The organism is Enterobacter oligotrophicus, assembly GCF_009176645.1.
In the GTDB taxonomy this organism is placed as follows: domain Bacteria; phylum Pseudomonadota; class Gammaproteobacteria; order Enterobacterales; family Enterobacteriaceae; genus Enterobacter; species Enterobacter oligotrophicus.
Genome location: NZ_AP019007.1, coordinates 3,890,926 through 3,908,703 on the forward strand (window position 1 = coordinate 3,890,926; position 17,778 = coordinate 3,908,703).

The following is a 17,778-nucleotide window of genomic DNA, read 5'->3' on the forward strand; positions in this document are numbered from 1 at the left end:
TGATTCAATAAAAACCTGTTTATTGTAAGGGTTTTGCAGCGTATTATATTTACGGGATCAATTTGGGTTTTTTATTAACGTATTTGTAACCTTTCATCACTGTTTTTTCCTCCAGTAGAGAATAAGCAACGAAGAAAGTCTGCAGATAACTTTGTATTGGGGCATGCGTGTGAATCCTTATCTAACGGGGTTCACTCTCGGAGTCTTCATGCGATGAGCAAGGAGTCATGATGTTAGATATAGTCGAACTGTCGCGCTTACAGTTTGCCTTGACCGCGATGTACCACTTCCTGTTTGTGCCACTGACGCTCGGTATGGCGTTCCTGCTGGCCATAATGGAAACGGTCTACGTCCTCTCCGGCAAACAGATTTATAAAGATATGACCAAGTTCTGGGGCAAGTTGTTTGGTATCAACTTTGCGCTGGGCGTGGCGACCGGTCTGACCATGGAGTTCCAGTTCGGGACTAACTGGTCTTACTATTCCCATTACGTAGGGGATATCTTCGGCGCGCCGCTGGCCATTGAAGGTCTGATGGCCTTCTTCCTCGAATCCACCTTTGTAGGTCTGTTCTTCTTCGGTTGGGACCGTCTGGGCAAAGTCCAGCATATGGCGGTCACCTGGCTGGTGGCATTAGGCTCTAACCTGTCCGCACTGTGGATACTGGTAGCGAACGGCTGGATGCAGAACCCCATCGCGTCTGATTTCAACTTCGAAACCATGCGTATGGAGATGGTCAGCTTTGCCGAGCTGGTCCTGAACCCGGTTGCACAGGTTAAATTCGTTCACACTGTGGCCTCTGGCTATGTGTGCGGCGCGATGTTTGTACTGGGTATCAGCTCCTACTATATGCTGCGTGGTCGTGACTTCGCGTTCGCAAAACGCTCCTTTGCTATCGCAGCAAGTTTCGGTATGGCGGCAATTCTGTCCGTTATCGTTCTGGGTGATGAATCCGGTTACGAAATGGGCGACGTTCAGAAAACCAAGCTGGCCGCTATCGAAGCCGAATGGGAAACCCAACCGGCTCCGGCTGCGTTTACGCTGTTCGGTATTCCCGATCAGGATGCGCAGGAAAACCGCTTCGCCATTCAGATCCCTTACGCGCTGGGCATTATTGCCACTCGCTCCGTCGACAAACAGGTCACTGGCCTGAAAGAGCTGATGGTGCAGCATGAAGAGCGTATTCGTAACGGGATGAAAGCCTACTCGCTGCTGGAACAGCTGCGCGCCGGTTCAACCGACCAGGCGGTTCGCGACCAGTTCAACGATGTGAAGAAAGACCTGGGCTACGGTCTGCTGTTGAAACGCTATACCCCGAACGTCTCTGATGCGACGGAAGCGCAGATTCAGATGGCAACCAAAGACTCCATTCCACGCGTTGCACCGCTGTACTTCGCGTTCCGTATCATGGTGGGCTGCGGCATCATCATGCTGCTGATCATCGCGGCGTCCTTCTGGTCCGTGATTCGCAACCGCATTGGTGAGAAAAAATGGCTGCTGCGCACGGCGCTGTACGGTATCCCGCTGCCGTGGATTGCTATCGAATCCGGCTGGTTTGTGGCGGAATATGGCCGTCAGCCGTGGGCGATAGGTGAGGTGCTGCCAACGGCAGTAGCAAACTCCTCCCTGACCGCGGGCGACCTGATCTTCTCTATGCTGCTGATTTGCGGTCTGTACACCCTGTTCCTGGTGGCTGAACTGTTCCTGATGTTCAAGTTCGCGCGCCTTGGCCCAAGCAGCCTGAAAACCGGTCGCTATCACTACGAGCAGTCCACTGCGACTACTCAGCCGGCACGCTAAGACAGGAGTCATCAAATGATCGATTATGAAGTATTGCGTTTTATCTGGTGGCTGCTGGTCGGTATTCTGCTGATCGGTTTTGCGGTCACCGACGGTTTCGACATGGGGGTGGGCATGCTCACCCGTTTCCTCGGTCGTAATGACACCGAGCGTCGAATCATGATCAACTCAATCGCCCCGCACTGGGACGGTAACCAGGTGTGGCTGATCACCGCAGGCGGCGCGCTGTTCGCTGCCTGGCCGATGGTCTACGCGGCTGCGTTCTCCGGCTTCTATGTGGCGATGATTCTGGTGCTGGCCTCTTTATTCTTCCGTCCGGTCGGTTTCGACTACCGTTCCAAGATTGAAGATACCCGCTGGCGTAACATGTGGGACTGGGGCATCTTTATTGGTAGCTTCGTTCCACCGCTGGTGATTGGCGTGGCGTTCGGTAACCTGCTGCAGGGCGTACCGTTCCACATCGATGAGTACATGCGTCTTTATTACACCGGTAACTTCTTCCAGTTGCTGAATCCGTTTGGTTTGCTGGCGGGTGTGGTGAGCGTGGCGATGATCATCACTCAGGGCGCGACTTATCTGCAGATGCGTACTGTGGGTGAACTGCACCTGCGCTCCCGTGCTACGGCTCAGGTTGCTGCGCTGGTAACACTGGTTTGCTTCGCACTGGCCGGTGTCTGGGTGATGTACGGTATTGATGGTTATGTGGTGACGTCTGCAATTAACCATACTGCGCCGTCTAACCCGCTGACCAAAGAAGTGGCGCGTGAGGCGGGCGCATGGCTGGTGAACTTTAACACTACCCCTGCGCTGTGGGCTATTCCGGCTCTGGGTGTACTGCTGCCGCTGCTGACTGTGCTGACCTCGCGTCTGGAAAAAGGTGCTCTGGCGTTCGTGTTCTCTTCACTGACCCTGGCGTGCATCATCCTGACGGCGGGCATTGCGATGTTCCCGTTCGTGATGCCTTCCAGCACCATGATGAATGCCAGCCTGACCATGTGGGATGCAACCTCCAGCCAGCTGACGCTGAACCTGATGACGTATGTCGCGTGTGTATTCGTACCGATTATTCTGCTCTACACCGCCTGGTGTTACTGGAAAATGTTCGGTCGTATCACCAAAGAACATATCGAAAGCAACACCCACTCTATGTACTAAGTAAGGAGCTGAATATGTGGTATTTCGCATGGATTTTAGGGACGCTTCTTGCCTGTGCATTTGGTGTCATTACCGCCCTGGCGCTGGAGCACGTTGAAGCGTCCAAAGCGGGTGAAGAAAAACACTGATGAACATTATCGCAACGTTATATGCGGTAATGGATAAGCGCCCGTTAAGGGCGCTTTCTTTAGTGATGGCATTACTGCTGGCAGGCTGTATCTTCTGGGACCCGTCGCGCTTCGCGGCTAAGACCAGTGAGCTTGAGATCTGGCACGGCTTCCTCATCATGTGGGCGGTGTGTGCAGGTGTGATTCACGGCGTCGGCTTTCGTCCGAAAGCCCTCCACTGGCAGGGCATTTTCTGCCCGCTGATCGCCGATCTCGTTCTCCTGGCAGGTCTGATTTTCTTCTTCTTCTGAATAAGAAATGTCCGTTAACGATATGGGCTTACCTGAGCCCATAAAAATTTACTCTCCGTTTACTTTCTCCCATTCCAAACCATCATTCCCGCGCGTATAGTAGCGAAGTTTGAAAGCTCCAACTTTTCTTGTATTACCGGGATGTAAAGTGAATACAACGCTGTTTCGATGGCCGGTTCGTGTCTACTACGAAGATACCGATGCCGGTGGTGTGGTCTACCACGCCAGCTACGTTGCTTTTTATGAACGGGCACGCACAGAGATGCTGCGCCATCATCACTTTAGCCAGCAGGTGTTGTTGGCTGAGCGAGTTGCCTTTGTGGTACGCAAGATGACGCTTGAGTATTTTGCGCCTGCCAGACTCGACGATATGCTCGAAGTCCAAACTGAAATTACATCAATGCGCGGAACTTCACTGGTTTTCACGCAGCGGATAGTCAATGCAGAGAACGCCGTACTGAACTCAGCTGAGGTACTGATTGTCTGTGTTGATCCAACCATAATGAAGCCTCGTGCGCTTCCTAAGTCTATTGTCGCGGAGTTTAAGCAGTGACTGACATGAATATCCTTGATTTGTTCCTGAAGGCAAGCCTTCTGGTTAAACTTATCATGTTGATTTTGATTGGTTTTTCAATCGCATCCTGGGCCATCATCATCCAGAGAACGCGTATTCTCAATGCCGCAGGCCGTGAAGCTGAAGCGTTTGAAGACAAGTTCTGGTCTGGTATCGAGCTTTCTCGTCTGTATCAGGAAAGCCAGGGACGCCGTGATAGCCTCGCAGGCTCCGAACAGATTTTCTACAGCGGTTTCAAAGAGTTTGCCCGCTTGCATCGTGCTAACAACCATGCACCGGAAGCCGTCGTTGAAGGTGCGTCGCGTGCGATGCGCATTTCCATGAACCGCGAGCTGGAAAATCTTGAAACGCATATTCCTTTCCTCGGCACGGTTGGTTCCATCAGCCCGTATATCGGTCTGTTTGGTACCGTGTGGGGGATTATGCACGCCTTTATCGCGCTGGGCGCGGTGAAGCAGGCGACGTTGCAGATGGTTGCACCGGGTATCGCAGAAGCACTGATCGCGACCGCTATCGGTCTGTTTGCGGCTATTCCGGCAGTTATGGCGTACAACCGTCTGAACCAGCGCGTGAACAAACTGGAACTGAACTACGACAACTTTATGGAAGAGTTCACTGCGATTCTGCACCGTCAGGCGTTTACCAGCACCGAGAGCAACAAGGGGTAAACCATGGCCAGATCCCGTGGACGAGGTCGTCGCGAGCTTAAGTCCGAAATTAATATCGTTCCACTGCTGGATGTACTGCTGGTACTGCTGCTGATTTTTATGGCGACAGCGCCCATCATTACTCAGAGTGTGGAAGTTGATCTGCCGGATGCGACAGAATCACAAGCGGTAAGCACCAATGACGACCCTCCGGTCATCATTGAAGTTTCCGGCGTAGGGCAGTACAGCGTGGTGGTCGAGAAAGATCGTATGGATCAACTCCCGCCAGAGCAGGTGATTGCTGAAGCGCAACGTCGTCTGGAGTCAAATCCGAAGACGGTCTTCTTGATCGGTGGCGCGAAAGATGTGCCATATGATGAAATTATTAAAGCGCTGAACTTGCTACATAGCGCGGGCGTTAAGTCGGTTGGCTTAATGACTCAGCCTATTTGATCATCTGCGTAGTTTTTGGGAACCGATAGTGTCAAAGGCAACCGAACAGAACGACAAACTTAAGCGAGCGATAATCGTCTCCGCAGTGCTGCACGTCATTCTTTTTGCAGCGCTGATCTGGAGTTCGTTCGACGAGCACATTGATGCATCTGCGGGCGGCGGTGGAGGCTCTTCCATCGACGCCGTCATGGTGGACCCTGGTGCGATCGTTCAGAACTATAATCGCCAGCAACAGCAGCAGGCGAGTGCAAAACGCGCTGAAGAGCAGCGTGAGAAACAGGCGCAACAGCAAGCCGAAGAACTGCGTGAAAAGCAGGCCGCAGAGCAGGAACGTCTGAAGCAGCTTGAGAAAGAGCGTTTGCAGGCGCAGGAAGCGGCGAAAGAGCAGGCGGAGCAGCAGAAGCAGGCTGAAGCCGCAGCGAAAAAAGCCCAGGAACAGCAAAAGCAAGCAGAAGAGGCGGCAGCAAAAGCCGCTGCTGATGCCAAAGCCCAGGCTGACGCGCAGGCGAAAAAAGCAGCCGCTGACGCTCAGAAGAAAGCAGAAGCGGAGGCCGCGAAAAAAGCCGCTGCTGATGCTCAGAAGAAAGCGGAAGCCGAGGCCGCGAAGAAAGCTGCTGCTGATGCTCAGAAGAAAGCGGAAGCCGAAGCCGCGAAGAAAGCGGCGGCAGCAGAAAAAGCCGCTGCTGCTGAGAAAGCGGCCGCAGACAAAAAAGCTGCCGCTGAGAAGGCCGCTGCCGATAAGAAAGCTGCAGCTGAAAAAGCCGCAGCGAAAAAGGCAGCAGCAGAAAAAGCTGCTGCCGCCGCGGGTGTTGACGATCTGCTGGGCGACTTGAGTTCTGGTAAGAATGCGCCGAAAACGGGCGGTGGGGCGAAAGGAAACAACGCAGCGCCGACCGGAAGTGGTAACACTAAGAGTAACGGTGCTTCTGGCGCTGAAATCAACGGCTATGCCGCGCAGATTAAATCCGCTATTGAAAGCCGGTTTTATGATGCGTCTTCCTACACCGGTAAAACGTGTACGCTGCGTATAAAACTGGCACCGGACGGCATGTTGCTTGATATTCAGTCTGAAGGTGGCGACCCGGCCTTATGTACTGCGGCACTGGCTGCAGCGCGTCAGGCGAAGATGCCTAAACCACCGTCACAGGCAGTCTACGAAGTCTTTAAAAATGCACCACTGGACTTCAAACCTTAAGTTACATTTTCCCCGTGCAAACGGGGGAAAATAGACCAGGTTTAGTCACAGGGTTCTGGTAGTTTTGTCTATTTGAGTTTGTTAACATTCTGCTAAATTATCGTGGGTAAGGTTACCCGGATAAGGGAGATATGATGAAGCAGGCATTACGTGTAGCATTTAGTTTTTTAATGCTGTGGGCAGCTGTGCTGCACGCAGAAGTACGTATCGAGATCACCCAGGGGGTGGACTCGGCGCGCCCAATCGGTGTTGTTCCGTTCCAGTGGGCAGGCCCTGGCGCTGCGCCTGAAGATATCGGCGGCATCGTTGCGGCTGACCTGCGTAACAGCGGCAAATTCAACCCATTAGATCGTTCTCGTCTGCCACAGCAGCCGGGCACTGCGCAGGAAGTTCAACCTGCAGCATGGTCCGCGCTGGGCATTGATGCCGTTGTCGTTGGTCAGGTAACGCCTGCTCCAGACGGTGGTTACAACGTGGCTTACCAGCTAGTGGATACCGGCGGTGCGCCAGGCACTGTTCTGGCTCAGAACTCTTACAAAGTGAACAAGCAGTGGCTGCGTTATGCTGGCCACACCGCAAGTGACGAAGTGTTTGAAAAGCTGACCGGAATTAAAGGGGCATTCCGTACCCGTATTGCTTACGTTGTTCAGACCAATGGCGGTCAGTTCCCGTATGAGCTGCGCGTCTCTGACTACGATGGCTACAACCAGTTCACCGTTCACCGTTCACCGCAGCCGCTGATGTCTCCGGCGTGGTCGCCTGACGGCTCCAAACTGGCATACGTAACGTTTGAAAGCGGCCGTTCTGCGCTGGTTATCCAGACGCTGTCTAACGGTGCTGTGCGTCAGGTTGCGTCGTTCCCACGTCACAATGGTGCGCCAGCGTTCTCTCCGGACGGCACGAAACTGGCCTTTGCGCTGTCTAAAACCGGTAGTCTGAATCTGTATGTGATGGACATTGGTTCGGGTCAGATCCGCCAGATCACTGACGGTCGTAGTAACAACACCGAACCAACCTGGTTCCCGGACAGCCAGAATCTGGCCTTTACGTCTGACCAGGCGGGTCGCCCACAGGTTTACAAAGTAAATATCAACGGCGGAACACCGCAGCGTATCACCTGGGAAGGTTCACAGAACCAGGACGCCGATGTCAGTGCCGATGGTAAAACGATGGTAATGGTCAGTTCTGCTGGTGGTCAGCAGCACATTGCCAAACAGGATCTGGTAACGGGTGGCGTGCAAGTTCTCTCGTCAACGTTCCTGGATGAAACGCCAAGTCTGGCACCTAACGGCACTATGGTAATCTACAGCTCTTCTCAGGGGATGGGATCTGTGCTGAATCTGGTTTCTACAGATGGGCGTTTCAAAGCGCGTATTCCGGCAACTGATGGACAGGTAAAATCACCTGCCTGGTCGCCGTATCTGTAAATAATAATTAATTGATTACTAAAGGAATCTTAGAAATGCAACTGAACAAAGTGCTGAAGGGGCTGATGATCGCTCTGCCTGTAATGGCAATCGCAGCGTGTTCTTCTAACAAGAACGCAAGCAATGACCAGAGCGGCGAAGGCATGATGGGTGCTGGCACCGGTATGGACGCTAACGGCAATGGCAACATGTCTTCTGAAGAGCAAGCGCGTCTTCAGATGCAGCAGCTGCAGCAGAACAACATCGTTTACTTCGATCTGGATAAATACGATATTCGTTCTGACTTCGCTGCAATGCTGGATGCGCACGCTAACTTCCTGCGTAGCAACCCGTCTTACAAAGTCACCGTAGAAGGTCACGCGGACGAACGTGGTACGCCTGAGTACAACATCTCCCTGGGTGAACGTCGTGCTAACGCTGTTAAAATGTACCTGCAGGGTAAAGGCGTTTCTGCTGACCAGATCTCCATCGTTTCTTACGGTAAAGAAAAACCTGCAGTGCTGGGTCATGACGAAGCGGCTTACTCCAAAAACCGTCGTGCCGTACTGGTTTACTAAGAGAATTGCATGAGCAGTAACTTCAGACATCATCTCATGAGTCTGTCGTTACTGGTTGGAATAGCGGCCCCCTGGGCCGCTTTTGCTCAGGCACCAATCAGTAGTGTCGGCTCAGGCTCGGTAGAAGACCGGGTCACCCAACTCGAGCGTATTTCTAACGCTCACAGTCAGCTTTTAACCCAACTCCAGCAGCAACTTTCCGATAACCAGAATGATATTGATTCTCTCCGTGGTCAGATCCAGGAAAGTCAGTATCAACTCAATCAGGTTGTGGAACGTCAGAAACAAATCTTGCTGCAGATAGATAGCCTGAGCAGTGGCGGTGCAGCAGCACAACCCGCAGCGGGCGATCAAAGCGGTGCGGCGACAGCTCCAGCAGCTGATGCTTCTGCCTCGGCTGGTGCGCCTGTACAGAGCGGTGACGCGAATACGGATTACAACGCGGCCATTGCTCTGGTGCAGGATAAATCGCGTCAGGACGATGCTATCGCTGCGTTCCAGAACTTCATTAAAAAATACCCTGATTCCACCTACCAGCCAAACGCGAATTACTGGTTGGGTCAGTTGAATTACAACAAGGGTAAAAAGGATGATGCGGCGTTTTATTTTGCCTCAGTGGTGAAAAATTACCCGAAATCGCCAAAAGCGCCGGATGCGATGTTCAAAGTCGGCGTGATCATGCAGGACAAAGGTGACACGGCGAAAGCCAAAGCGGTTTATCAGCAAGTGATCACAAAATTCCCTGGTACTGACGGTGCCAAACAGGCACAAAAACGTCTGAATTCGATGGGTTGATTATCACACGACCAGAAATCGCGTTATTTCTGGTCGTGCCGCATGATTCGTAAGCAGTTAAGTGATCTTCATCGAAATTTTTGTTGCGCAGAATTCTTAAATCAGTAATATATGCCGCCGTTGCCACGGGATATCAAACAACGTGAAAACAGCGTAAAAGTGGGTCGTTAGCTCAGTTGGTAGAGCAGTTGACTTTTAATCAATTGGTCGCAGGTTCGAATCCTGCACGACCCACCACTTAACGCACACCAGCAGTACAGAGTGGGTGATTAGCTCAGTTGGTAGAGCATCTCCTTTACACGGAGGGGGTCGGCGGTTCGAGCCCGTCATCACCCACCACTCGGGTCGTTAGCTCAGTTGGTAGAGCAGTTGACTTTTAATCAATTGGTCGCAGGTTCGAATCCTGCACGACCCACCAATTTTATTGGTTCCGAGTGATAATTCAGGCGACGCCCAAACGGGTCGTTAGCTCAGTTGGTAGAGCAGTTGACTTTTAATCAATTGGTCGCAGGTTCGAATCCTGCACGACCCACCAGCCTGAATAAATTGAATTAAATCCCGCAAGGGGTCGTTAGCTCAGTTGGTAGAGCAGTTGACTTTTAATCAATTGGTCGCAGGTTCGAATCCTGCACGACCCACCAATGTAAAAAAGCGCCCTAAAGGCGCTTTTTTGCTATCTGCAGATCCTGAGCCTAAAACACCCTGCCTGATGGCGCTGGGCTTATCAGGCCTACGGAGTAAAGTAGGTTAGGTAAGGCGAAGCCGCCATCCGACAAATGCTGGCGGTATCAATTCCCGATGACATTCCGCAGTAAATTCGCTATCTTGTTTAGTATACAAAACACAATTGCCGCACCTTTTGCTATCTCAAGCAAAACAAAGGCAATATTGTTAAGCCAGTAAAACGAGAAGCCATAATGAGCGTGATGTTTGATCCTGAAGCCGCAATCTATCCCTTCCCGCCAAAGCCTGTCCCACTGAGCCAGGATGAAAAGCAGTTCTACCGTGAAAAGATCAAGCGTCTTCTCAAAGCGCGCGATGCGGTGATGGTGGCGCATTACTACACTGACCCGGAAATTCAGCAGCTGGCGGAAGAGACCGGAGGCTGTATTTCCGACTCTCTGGAGATGGCGCGCTTTGGTGCAAAACATCCGGCCTCGACGCTGCTGGTCGCGGGCGTGCGTTTTATGGGCGAGACGGCAAAAATTCTCAGCCCTGAAAAAACCATTCTGATGCCGACATTACATGCCGAATGTTCGCTCGATCTTGGCTGCCCGATCGATGAGTTCACCGCCTTTTGCGATGCTCATCCTGACCGTACCGTTGTGGTCTACGCCAATACTTCTGCCGCCGTAAAAGCGCGGGCTGACTGGGTGGTGACCTCCAGCATCGCCGTTGAACTGATTGAGCACCTCGACAGCCTGGGTGAGAAAATCATCTGGGCACCGGATCGCCATCTCGGTAATTACGTTCAGAAGCAAACCGGTGCGGATGTGCTCTGCTGGCAGGGGGCCTGTATCGTTCACGACGAGTTTAAAACACAGGCGTTGACGCGCATGAAAGGGCTATACCCGGATGCCGCTATTCTGGTGCACCCGGAGTCGCCGCAGTCGATCGTTGATATGGCGGATGCGGTTGGTTCAACCAGCCAGCTTATCAATGCGGCCAGGACCTTGCCACACAAGCAGCTTATCGTGGCGACCGATCGCGGTATTTTCTATAAGATGCAACAGGCCGTGCCGGAAAAAGAACTCCTTGAAGCGCCTACTGCGGGAGAAGGGGCGACCTGCCGAAGCTGTGCTCACTGTCCGTGGATGGCGATGAATGGCCTGAAAGCGATTGCTGAAGGGCTGGAAACCGGTGGTGCAGCCCATGAAATACATGTTGATGCTGCGCTTCGTGAAGGTGCGTTAATTCCGCTTAACCGCATGCTGGATTTTGCGGCTACACTACGTACTTAATTCAATACGCACTGGGGCAAAGATGGATTTTTTTAGCACGCAGAACATCCTGGTTCATATACCGATTGGTACGGGCGGCTATGACCTGTCATGGATTGAGGCCGTTGGTACACTGGCCGGTTTACTCTGTATCTGGCTGGCCAGCCTTGAGAAGATCAGCAATTACGCGTTTGGGCTGATAAACGTTACGCTCTTTGCGATCATCTTTTTCCAGATCCAGCTCTATGCCAGCCTGCTTTTGCAGCTGTTTTTCTTTGCGGCAAATATTTATGGCTGGTATGCCTGGTCACGACAGAACAGCCAGCAGGAAGCTGCCCTCCAGATCCGCTGGCTACCCTTGCCGAAAGCCATCGCCTGGTTTGTTGCCTGCGTTGTCGCGATTGGGTTGATGACCGTCTTTATCAATCCGGTATTCGCTTTCCTGACTCGTGTAGCGGTGGCGGTTATGTCTGGCGTCGGTTTAAACGTCACGATGCCCGAACTTCAGCCCGACGCCTTCCCGTTCTGGGATTCTTGCATGATGGTGCTGTCGATAGCGGCGATGATCCTGATGACCCGCAAATACGTCGAAAACTGGCTACTGTGGGTCATTATTAACGTTATCAGCGTGGTGATATTTGCTCTGCAGGGCGTCTATGCGATGTCGCTGGAGTATATGCTGCTGACCTTCATTGCGCTCAACGGTAGCCGCATGTGGATTAACAGCGCGCGTGAGCGCGGCTCTCGCGCGCTTTCCAGCTAATGGTGGTGATGGTGTGAATGGCCGGACTGCGCCTCGTTAAGGTGGCAGTCCGGCCCGTTACAGGGCTGATACTCCATCTGAATGGTAGCGTGTGCAACCTCATAGTGATGTTCAAGAAAGTGCTGGATACGTTCCAGCAGCGCGTCGTGGTCATGCGGCGGGATCACCTGAACATGCAGCGTCATAATCGGTTTTTCGCCTACCAGCCAGACGTGAACATGGTGAACGTTGCGTACTTCGGGAATTGAACGGCAAAGATTGCGCTTCAGTTCCCCGATATTCAGCGAGGACGGTGCGCCTTCCAGTAATTCATTAACGCTCTCCTTCAATAGCCGCCAGGCACTGCGCAGAACCAGGCACGACACCAGAACAGAAAGAATCGGGTCGATGGGGGTCCAGCCGGTATAAAGGATCACCAGAGCGGCCACAATTGCCCCGACAGACCCCAGTAAATCCCCCAGAACATGAAGCGCCGCTGCACGCACATTCAGGTTTTTTTCACCGCTGCCGCGATGCAAAATCCAGAATGCCAGGATGTTAGCAAGCAGGCCCGCAATGGCAATAACCATCATCGTCGCCCCGGCAACGGGTTGCGGATGTCTGAAGCGCTGGAACGCCTCCCAGACAATAAGAATGGTAATCACCACCAGTGCGATGGCGTTGACGAAAGCGGCGAGGGTGGTCAGCCTGAGCCAGCCAAAAGTGTGTCGGGCATTCGGCGGCCGACGTGCAAACTGCACGGCCAGCAGGGCGAAAAGCAGGGCGGCGGCATCTGTAAGCATATGTCCGGCATCAGCCAGCAGAGCCAGCGAACCTGAAATTAACCCGCCGATAACCTCGATAACCATAAACGTGGCAGTGACACCAAACGCCAGCGTCAGCCGTTTTGCGTTGTCATCGCCGGTGGCGTGTGAGTGAGCATGCGTGTGCGCCATTTCATCTTTCCTGATTTGTTATTATCGTAAGTGTAGCGTTTTTAATATCTTACACAAAAAAGAAAGGAGAGCATCGGCTCTCCTTTTGGGTGTCAGATTACAGGGCTATTACTGAGTTGTACCGTCAGTTTTGGTGTCGGCGTCGCTACCCACTTTATCATTGGTATCAGGACATTTACCGTCTTTACACATTGAATTTTTGTGAACTTCATCGGTGGTCATCCCGTCATGATTCATGGTTCCCGAATTCGTTCCGTCCGGGTGCAACATCGTACCGCCGGTATTGGTATTACCCGTGTTGATATTGCTGTTATCAACATTATTAGGCGCAATATTCTGTTTCGCATCCGGCGCGACCTGACCCGCTGCGGCAGCGGCATTCGCGTCACCGTTGCTGTCAGAAGAGCCCGTCTCCGCCGCAAGGACGCTGCCGCTTGCCAGAGAAAGGGTTGCCGTAAGTAATAGGGTTGCCAGTTTCGTCATTTTCATCGTGTTGCTCCTGTTCTTATCGTTACGCTGGATAACATTTTCCAACAGTGCATCTCATTCAGTGGCGAAAGATTCCAGTATTCCTGCTTATGTCAGGATGGAATCGTGTTTAAGATATAAAATTCAGTTGTTACATTTAAAAAGTTTAGGGCAGATCTCATTTTTCGCTATTTTGTGGCGTTTATTAGGTGAATTCCAGGAATTATCTGCGTGAAGTGTAAAAGCCCGTTTACACTTCCGGGCCGACAAGTTAGATTGAAAGGATTGCTTTCATTACAAAAGATATGGCAGAGCTGGAAAGAAAATGAATTATCAGAACGACGATTTACGTATCAAAGAGATCAATGAGTTATTACCGCCTGTAGCGCTCCTTGAGAAATTCCCCGCCACTGAAAACGCCGCCAACACGGTGTCTCATGCACGTAAAGCGATCCACAAAATCCTGAAAGGGAATGACGATCGTCTGTTAGTGGTCATTGGCCCATGCTCTATCCACGATCCGGCAGCGGCAAAAGAGTACGCGGCCCGTCTGCTCACCCTACGTGAAGAGCTGAAAGACGAGCTGGAAATCGTGATGCGCGTGTATTTTGAAAAACCGCGTACCACCGTGGGCTGGAAAGGGCTGATTAACGATCCGCACATGGATAACAGTTTCCAGATCAACGATGGCCTGCGCATTGCGCGTAAGCTGCTGCTTGAGATCAACGACAGCGGTCTGCCCGCTGCCGGTGAGTTCCTGGACATGATCACCCCGCAATATCTGGCTGATCTGATGAGCTGGGGGGCAATCGGCGCGCGTACTACTGAATCACAGGTACACCGTGAGCTGGCGTCTGGTCTCTCTTGCCCGGTTGGGTTTAAAAATGGCACGGACGGCACCATTAAGGTCGCGATTGACGCTATCAACGCGGCAGGAGCACCGCACTGCTTCCTGTCTGTGACGAAATGGGGCCACTCAGCCATCGTCAACACCAGTGGTAACGGTGACTGCCATATCATTCTGCGCGGTGGTAAAGAGCCAAACTACAGCGCAAAACATGTCGCGGACGTGAAAGCGGGCCTGGAAAAAGCGGGTCTGCCACCGCAGGTGATGATCGACTTCAGCCACGCCAACTCCAGCAAGCAGTTCAAAAAGCAGATGGAAGTCGGGGCGGATGTTTGCAAGCAAATTGCCAGCGGTGAAAACGCGGTGATTGGCGTGATGATCGAGAGCCATCTGGTTGAAGGCAATCAGAATCTGGAAGGCAGTGAGCCGCTGGTGTATGGCAAGAGCGTCACGGATGCCTGCATCGGCTGGGACGATACCGACACTATCCTGCGTCAGCTCGCCGATGCGGTAAAAGCCCGTCGCGGGTAATACGATTCCGCAAATAAAAAAGCGCGGATTGCTCCGCGCTTTTTTTATGTCCGGCGAAAATTACTTCGCTTTACCCTGGTTCGCTACTGCCGCCGCTTTTGCCGCGATTTCATCAGCGTTGCCCAGATAGTAATGTTTGATTGGTTTGAAGTTTTCGTCGAACTCATACACCAGCGGTACGCCAGTTGGAATGTTCAGTTCGAGGATTTCGTCTTCACCCATGTTGTCCAGGTATTTCACCAGCGCACGCAGGGAGTTACCGTGCGCGGCAATGATGACGCGCTCACCGCTTTTCAGACGTGGCAGAATGGTTTCGTTCCAGTAAGGCACAACGCGGTCGATAGTCAGCGCCAGGCTTTCGGTCGTTGGTAGCTCAGCGTCAGTCAGTTTCGCGTAGCGCGGGTCATGGCCCGGATAGCGCTCGTCATCTTTGGTCAGCTCTGGTGGTGTCACAGCAAAACCACGACGCCACTGTTTAACCTGCTCGTCACCGTATTTTTCCGCGGTTTCCGCTTTGTTCAGACCCTGCAGCGCACCGTAGTGACGCTCGTTCAGTTTCCAGGATTTCTCAACCGGCAGCCAGGCCTGATCCAGTTCATCCAGAACGTTCCACAGAGTATGGATGGCACGTTTCAGCACAGAGGTGTAAGCAAAATCAAAGGAGAAGCCTTCTTCCTTCAGCAGCTTGCCTGCTGCTTTTGCTTCGCTTACGCCTTTCTCGGACAGATCAACGTCGTACCAACCGGTGAAACGGTTTTCGTTGTTCCACTGGCTTTCGCCGTGGCGTACCAGGACCAGCTTAGTTACAGCCATATCATACTCCTTATAAACTTTATTGAATGATAACAATTCTCATTATATTGCCGTGGCCGTGCCAGCAGCAACGCTTAACCCTAACCATAGCGAAAATAGTCCCGGAGTGTAAGATGCTTGTGAATTCAGGGTTATGATTTTGTCTGCGATCGGCGCTATTTTCAGCAATACGGGCAGAAAAAAGCCCTCGTTATGAGGGCCTGGTTTTTTTGCCGGATGACGCTGCGCTTATCCGGCCTACAGGTAGGCCTGTGCAAGCGTAGTGCCGCCGGGCGTTAAGCGCACGGAGTGAAATGATACTCGGTGATGCTGACGTACTCTTCACCTGGTCGCAGCACGCAGTCCGGCTGCGGCCATTCCGGATGGTTTGGACTGTCCGGGAGGAACTCACTCTCCAGCGCCAGACCCTGCCAGTCGCTGTATTCCTCATGTTCACGTGCCGTCGTACCGCCGAGAAAGTTGCCTGAGTAGAATTGCAGGGCAGGAGCGGTGGTATAGACCGTCATCTGCAGTTTCTCATCGGCTGACCAGACCTGCGCGGCAGGCTGGCGAATATCCCCTTTTGCCTGCAGCAGGAAGGCGTGGTCGTAGCCGTTCACTTTGCGCTGATCGTCATCGCTGAGAAAATCCTGGGCGATGGTTTTCGCATGGCGGAAATCAAAGCTGGTGCCGCTCACGGACTTCAGCCCCTGATACGGAATCCCCATTTCGTCGACGGGCAGGTACGCATCGGCCAGTATCTGGAGCTTGTGGTTGCGGACATCGCACTGATTGCCATCAAGATTGAAATAGGCATGGTTAGTCAGGTTCACCGGACATGGCTTATCGACCGTGGCGCGGTACTCAATGGCGATACGGTTATCATCGGTCAGCGTAAAACGGGCTGTGGCGTTGAGGTTTCCGGGAAATCCCTGATCGCCATCAAGCGAATCCAGTGAGAACAGCACTTCGCCGTCGTTTTGCTGAACAATCTTCCAGCGGCGTTTATCAAACCCTTGCGGACCGCCATGAAGCTGATTTTCAGCCTGACTGGGCTGCAGCGGGTAGCGCACGCCGTCCAGGTCGAAACTGCTTTTGGCGATGCGGTTCGCGTAGCGACCCACGGATGCGCCGAGATAGGCGGTTTGATTAACATACTGCTCTGGTGATGCACAGCCAAGCAGCGTTTCACGCACGCTGCCGTCAGACACAGGCACGCGCGCAGAAAGCAGCGTGGCACCCCAGTCCATCAGCGTAACCACCATCCCTGCGGGGTTGCGCAGGGTTAACAGGCGATACGGCAGACCATCCGGTGCGAGGGTCGGTGTTTCGTTTAGCACTGTCCGGCTCCTTGTGATGCTTTGCAGACATAGAAGGTTTCTTTAATGCCCGTTTTGGCTTCGTACTGTTTCGCGACGGCGTCCTGCACGGCAGGGACTAACTCTTCTGGTACGAGTGCCACAATGCAGCCGCCAAAACCGCCGCCAGTCATGCGCACGCCGCCTTTATCACCGATGGTTGCTTTGACAATCTCCACCAGAGTGTCGATTTGCGGCACGGTGATTTCAAAATCGTCGCGCATGGAAGCGTGGGATTCAGCCATCAGCTCACCCATACGTTTCAGATCACCCTTCGCCAGAGCGGAGGCCGCTTCAACGGTACGGGCGTTTTCGGTCAACACATGGCGAACGCGTTTCGCCACAATCGGGTCCAGTTCATGCGCCACTTTGTTGAATTCATCAAGTGAAACGTCGCGCAGGGCAGGCTGCTGGAAGAAGCGCGCCCCGGTTTCACACTGCTCGCGACGGGTGTTGTACTCACTGCCCACCAGGGTGCGTTTAAAGTTACTGTTGATGATAATAACCGCAGCACCTTCTGGCAGCGGAACGGCTTTGGTTCCCAATGAACGGCAATCAATCAGCAGCGCATGCTCTTTTTTACCGAGCGCGGAGATCAACTGGTCCATGATGCCGCAGTTGCAGCCCACGAACTGGTTTTCCGCTTCCTGACCGTTCAGCGCGATTTGCGCACCGTCCAGCGGCAGATGATAAAGCTGCTGGAAAACAGTACCCACTGCCACTTCCAGTGATGCCGACGAGCTTAAGCCTGCACCCTGTGGCACATTGCCGCTAATCACTAAATCGGCACCGCCAAAGTTCTTGTTACGCTTTTGCAGATGTTTCACCACGCCGCGCACATAGTTGGACCACTGCTGGCTGTCGTGGGTCACTATCGGAGCATCGAGTGAAAACTCATCTACCTCGTTGCCATAATCGGCAGCGATCACCCGGACGTTGCGATCGTCGCGCTTTGCGCAGCTAATAACCGTCTGATAATCAATGGCACAGGGCAGAACGAAACCGTCGTTATAGTCGGTATGTTCGCCTATCAGGTTAACGCGACCAGGTGCCTGAATAACGTGGGTGGCAGGGTAGCCGAATTTTTCAGCAAACAGGGATTGTGTTTTATCTTTCAGACTCAT

19 protein-coding genes and 5 tRNA genes are annotated in these 17,778 nt (G+C 52.9%); 19 read left to right on the forward strand and 5 right to left on the reverse strand.

The features are described from left to right. The first annotated feature begins 230 nt into the window (after positions 1 to 230). The 18 genes from cydA to pnuC all read left to right on the forward strand — a co-directional run bounded on the left by cydA (position 231) and on the right by pnuC (position 11,723). Entirely contained in the window at positions 231 to 1,799 is a 1,569-nt protein-coding gene (gene cydA, locus EoCCA6_RS18605; RefSeq protein WP_008501098.1) for a cytochrome ubiquinol oxidase subunit I, read from the forward strand. 15 nt (positions 1,800 to 1,814) lie between these two features. Next, the gene (cydB, locus tag EoCCA6_RS18610) at positions 1,815 to 2,954 is read left to right on the forward strand and encodes a cytochrome d ubiquinol oxidase subunit II (RefSeq protein WP_152083900.1); all 1,140 of its coding nucleotides are present in this window, start codon (positions 1,815 to 1,817) and stop codon (positions 2,952 to 2,954) included. Positions 2,955 to 2,968: 14 nt separating this feature from the next. Further along, a complete protein-coding gene (gene cydX, locus EoCCA6_RS18615; protein WP_006177208.1) occupies positions 2,969 to 3,082 on the forward strand; it encodes a cytochrome bd-I oxidase subunit CydX in 114 nt (37 codons plus the stop codon). Continuing rightward, positions 3,082 to 3,372, forward strand: coding sequence for a cyd operon protein YbgE (gene ybgE / locus EoCCA6_RS18620; RefSeq protein WP_020884961.1), 291 nt, complete (start codon positions 3,082 to 3,084; stop codon positions 3,370 to 3,372). The genes cydX and ybgE overlap by 1 nt, the downstream gene beginning before the upstream one ends. A gap of 148 nt (positions 3,373 to 3,520) precedes the next feature. Next, positions 3,521 to 3,925, forward strand: a complete 405-nt coding sequence (gene ybgC / locus EoCCA6_RS18625) for a tol-pal system-associated acyl-CoA thioesterase (RefSeq protein WP_152083901.1) — start codon at positions 3,521 to 3,523, stop codon at positions 3,923 to 3,925. After that, positions 3,922 to 4,614, forward strand: a complete 693-nt coding sequence (tolQ, locus tag EoCCA6_RS18630; RefSeq protein ID WP_152083902.1) for a Tol-Pal system protein TolQ — start codon at positions 3,922 to 3,924, stop codon at positions 4,612 to 4,614. The genes ybgC and tolQ overlap by 4 nt, the downstream gene beginning before the upstream one ends. Positions 4,615 to 4,617: 3 nt before the next feature. Next, the gene (tolR, locus tag EoCCA6_RS18635) at positions 4,618 to 5,046 is read left to right on the forward strand and encodes a colicin uptake protein TolR (RefSeq protein ID WP_003858589.1); all 429 of its coding nucleotides are present in this window, start codon (positions 4,618 to 4,620) and stop codon (positions 5,044 to 5,046) included. A gap of 28 nt (positions 5,047 to 5,074) precedes the next feature. Beyond that, positions 5,075 to 6,241, forward strand: coding sequence for a cell envelope integrity protein TolA (gene tolA / locus EoCCA6_RS18640; RefSeq protein WP_152083903.1), 1,167 nt, complete (start codon positions 5,075 to 5,077; stop codon positions 6,239 to 6,241). 134 nt (positions 6,242 to 6,375) lie between these two features. Beyond that, positions 6,376 to 7,668, forward strand: coding sequence for a Tol-Pal system beta propeller repeat protein TolB (tolB, locus tag EoCCA6_RS18645; protein WP_152083904.1), 1,293 nt, complete (start codon positions 6,376 to 6,378; stop codon positions 7,666 to 7,668). Positions 7,669 to 7,703: 35 nt separating this feature from the next. Continuing rightward, complete coding sequence (pal, locus tag EoCCA6_RS18650; RefSeq protein WP_003858578.1) at positions 7,704 to 8,225, forward strand: peptidoglycan-associated lipoprotein Pal; 522 nt, start codon at positions 7,704 to 7,706, stop codon at positions 8,223 to 8,225. Positions 8,226 to 8,234: 9 nt separating this feature from the next. Continuing rightward, on the forward strand, positions 8,235 to 9,020 hold the full coding sequence (gene cpoB, locus EoCCA6_RS18655; RefSeq protein ID WP_152083905.1) for a cell division protein CpoB: 786 nt from the start codon (positions 8,235 to 8,237) through the stop codon (positions 9,018 to 9,020). Positions 9,021 to 9,181: 161 nt separating this feature from the next. Then, positions 9,182 to 9,257 (forward strand) — tRNA-Lys (locus EoCCA6_RS18660). 26 nt (positions 9,258 to 9,283) lie between these two features. After that, positions 9,284 to 9,359, forward strand: a tRNA-Val gene (locus tag EoCCA6_RS18665). Positions 9,360 to 9,362: 3 nt separating this feature from the next. Further along, positions 9,363 to 9,438: transfer RNA gene (locus EoCCA6_RS18670), tRNA-Lys, on the forward strand. A 41-nt stretch (positions 9,439 to 9,479) separates the two neighbouring features. Further along, positions 9,480 to 9,555: transfer RNA gene (locus tag EoCCA6_RS18675), tRNA-Lys, on the forward strand. Between the two features lie 30 nt (positions 9,556 to 9,585). Next, a tRNA-Lys gene (locus tag EoCCA6_RS18680) sits at positions 9,586 to 9,661 on the forward strand. 276 nt (positions 9,662 to 9,937) lie between these two features. Further along, complete coding sequence (gene nadA, locus EoCCA6_RS18685) at positions 9,938 to 10,981, forward strand: quinolinate synthase NadA (RefSeq protein ID WP_152083906.1); 1,044 nt, start codon at positions 9,938 to 9,940, stop codon at positions 10,979 to 10,981. 22 nt (positions 10,982 to 11,003) lie between these two features. Beyond that, a complete protein-coding gene (gene pnuC / locus EoCCA6_RS18690; RefSeq protein WP_152083907.1) occupies positions 11,004 to 11,723 on the forward strand; it encodes a nicotinamide riboside transporter PnuC in 720 nt (239 codons plus the stop codon). On the opposite strand, the gene zitB is transcribed toward pnuC, so the two are convergent. Together zitB and EoCCA6_RS18700 are read right to left on the reverse strand one after the other, a co-directional pair. Continuing rightward, positions 11,720 to 12,658, reverse strand: coding sequence for a CDF family zinc transporter ZitB (gene zitB, locus EoCCA6_RS18695; RefSeq protein ID WP_152083908.1), 939 nt, complete (start codon positions 12,656 to 12,658; stop codon positions 11,720 to 11,722). The genes pnuC and zitB overlap by 4 nt on opposite strands. 108 nt (positions 12,659 to 12,766) lie before the next feature. Beyond that, a complete protein-coding gene (locus EoCCA6_RS18700; RefSeq protein WP_152083909.1) occupies positions 12,767 to 13,147 on the reverse strand; it encodes a protein YbgS in 381 nt (126 codons plus the stop codon). A gap of 304 nt (positions 13,148 to 13,451) precedes the next feature. Here EoCCA6_RS18700 and aroG point away from each other — a divergent pair, with 304 nt between their 5' ends. Next, positions 13,452 to 14,504 carry a 3-deoxy-7-phosphoheptulonate synthase AroG gene (aroG, locus tag EoCCA6_RS18705; protein ID WP_152083910.1) on the forward strand — a complete coding sequence of 351 codons (1,053 nt, stop codon included), beginning with the start codon at positions 13,452 to 13,454 and terminating at the stop codon, positions 14,502 to 14,504. Positions 14,505 to 14,564: 60 nt separating this feature from the next. Here the strand turns inward: aroG and gpmA are convergent, their stop codons facing one another. The 3 genes from gpmA to galK form a co-directional block, all read right to left on the reverse strand. After that, on the reverse strand, positions 14,565 to 15,317 hold the full coding sequence (gene gpmA / locus EoCCA6_RS18710) for a 2,3-diphosphoglycerate-dependent phosphoglycerate mutase (protein WP_015367652.1): 753 nt from the start codon (positions 15,315 to 15,317) through the stop codon (positions 14,565 to 14,567). 275 nt (positions 15,318 to 15,592) lie between these two features. Then, a complete protein-coding gene (gene galM, locus EoCCA6_RS18715; protein ID WP_152083911.1) occupies positions 15,593 to 16,636 on the reverse strand; it encodes a galactose-1-epimerase in 1,044 nt (347 codons plus the stop codon). Beyond that, positions 16,630 to 17,778: a galactokinase gene (galK, locus tag EoCCA6_RS18720; RefSeq protein ID WP_152083912.1), complete on the reverse strand. Its 1,149-nt coding sequence runs from the start codon at positions 17,776 to 17,778 to the stop codon at positions 16,630 to 16,632. The genes galM and galK overlap by 7 nt, the downstream gene beginning before the upstream one ends.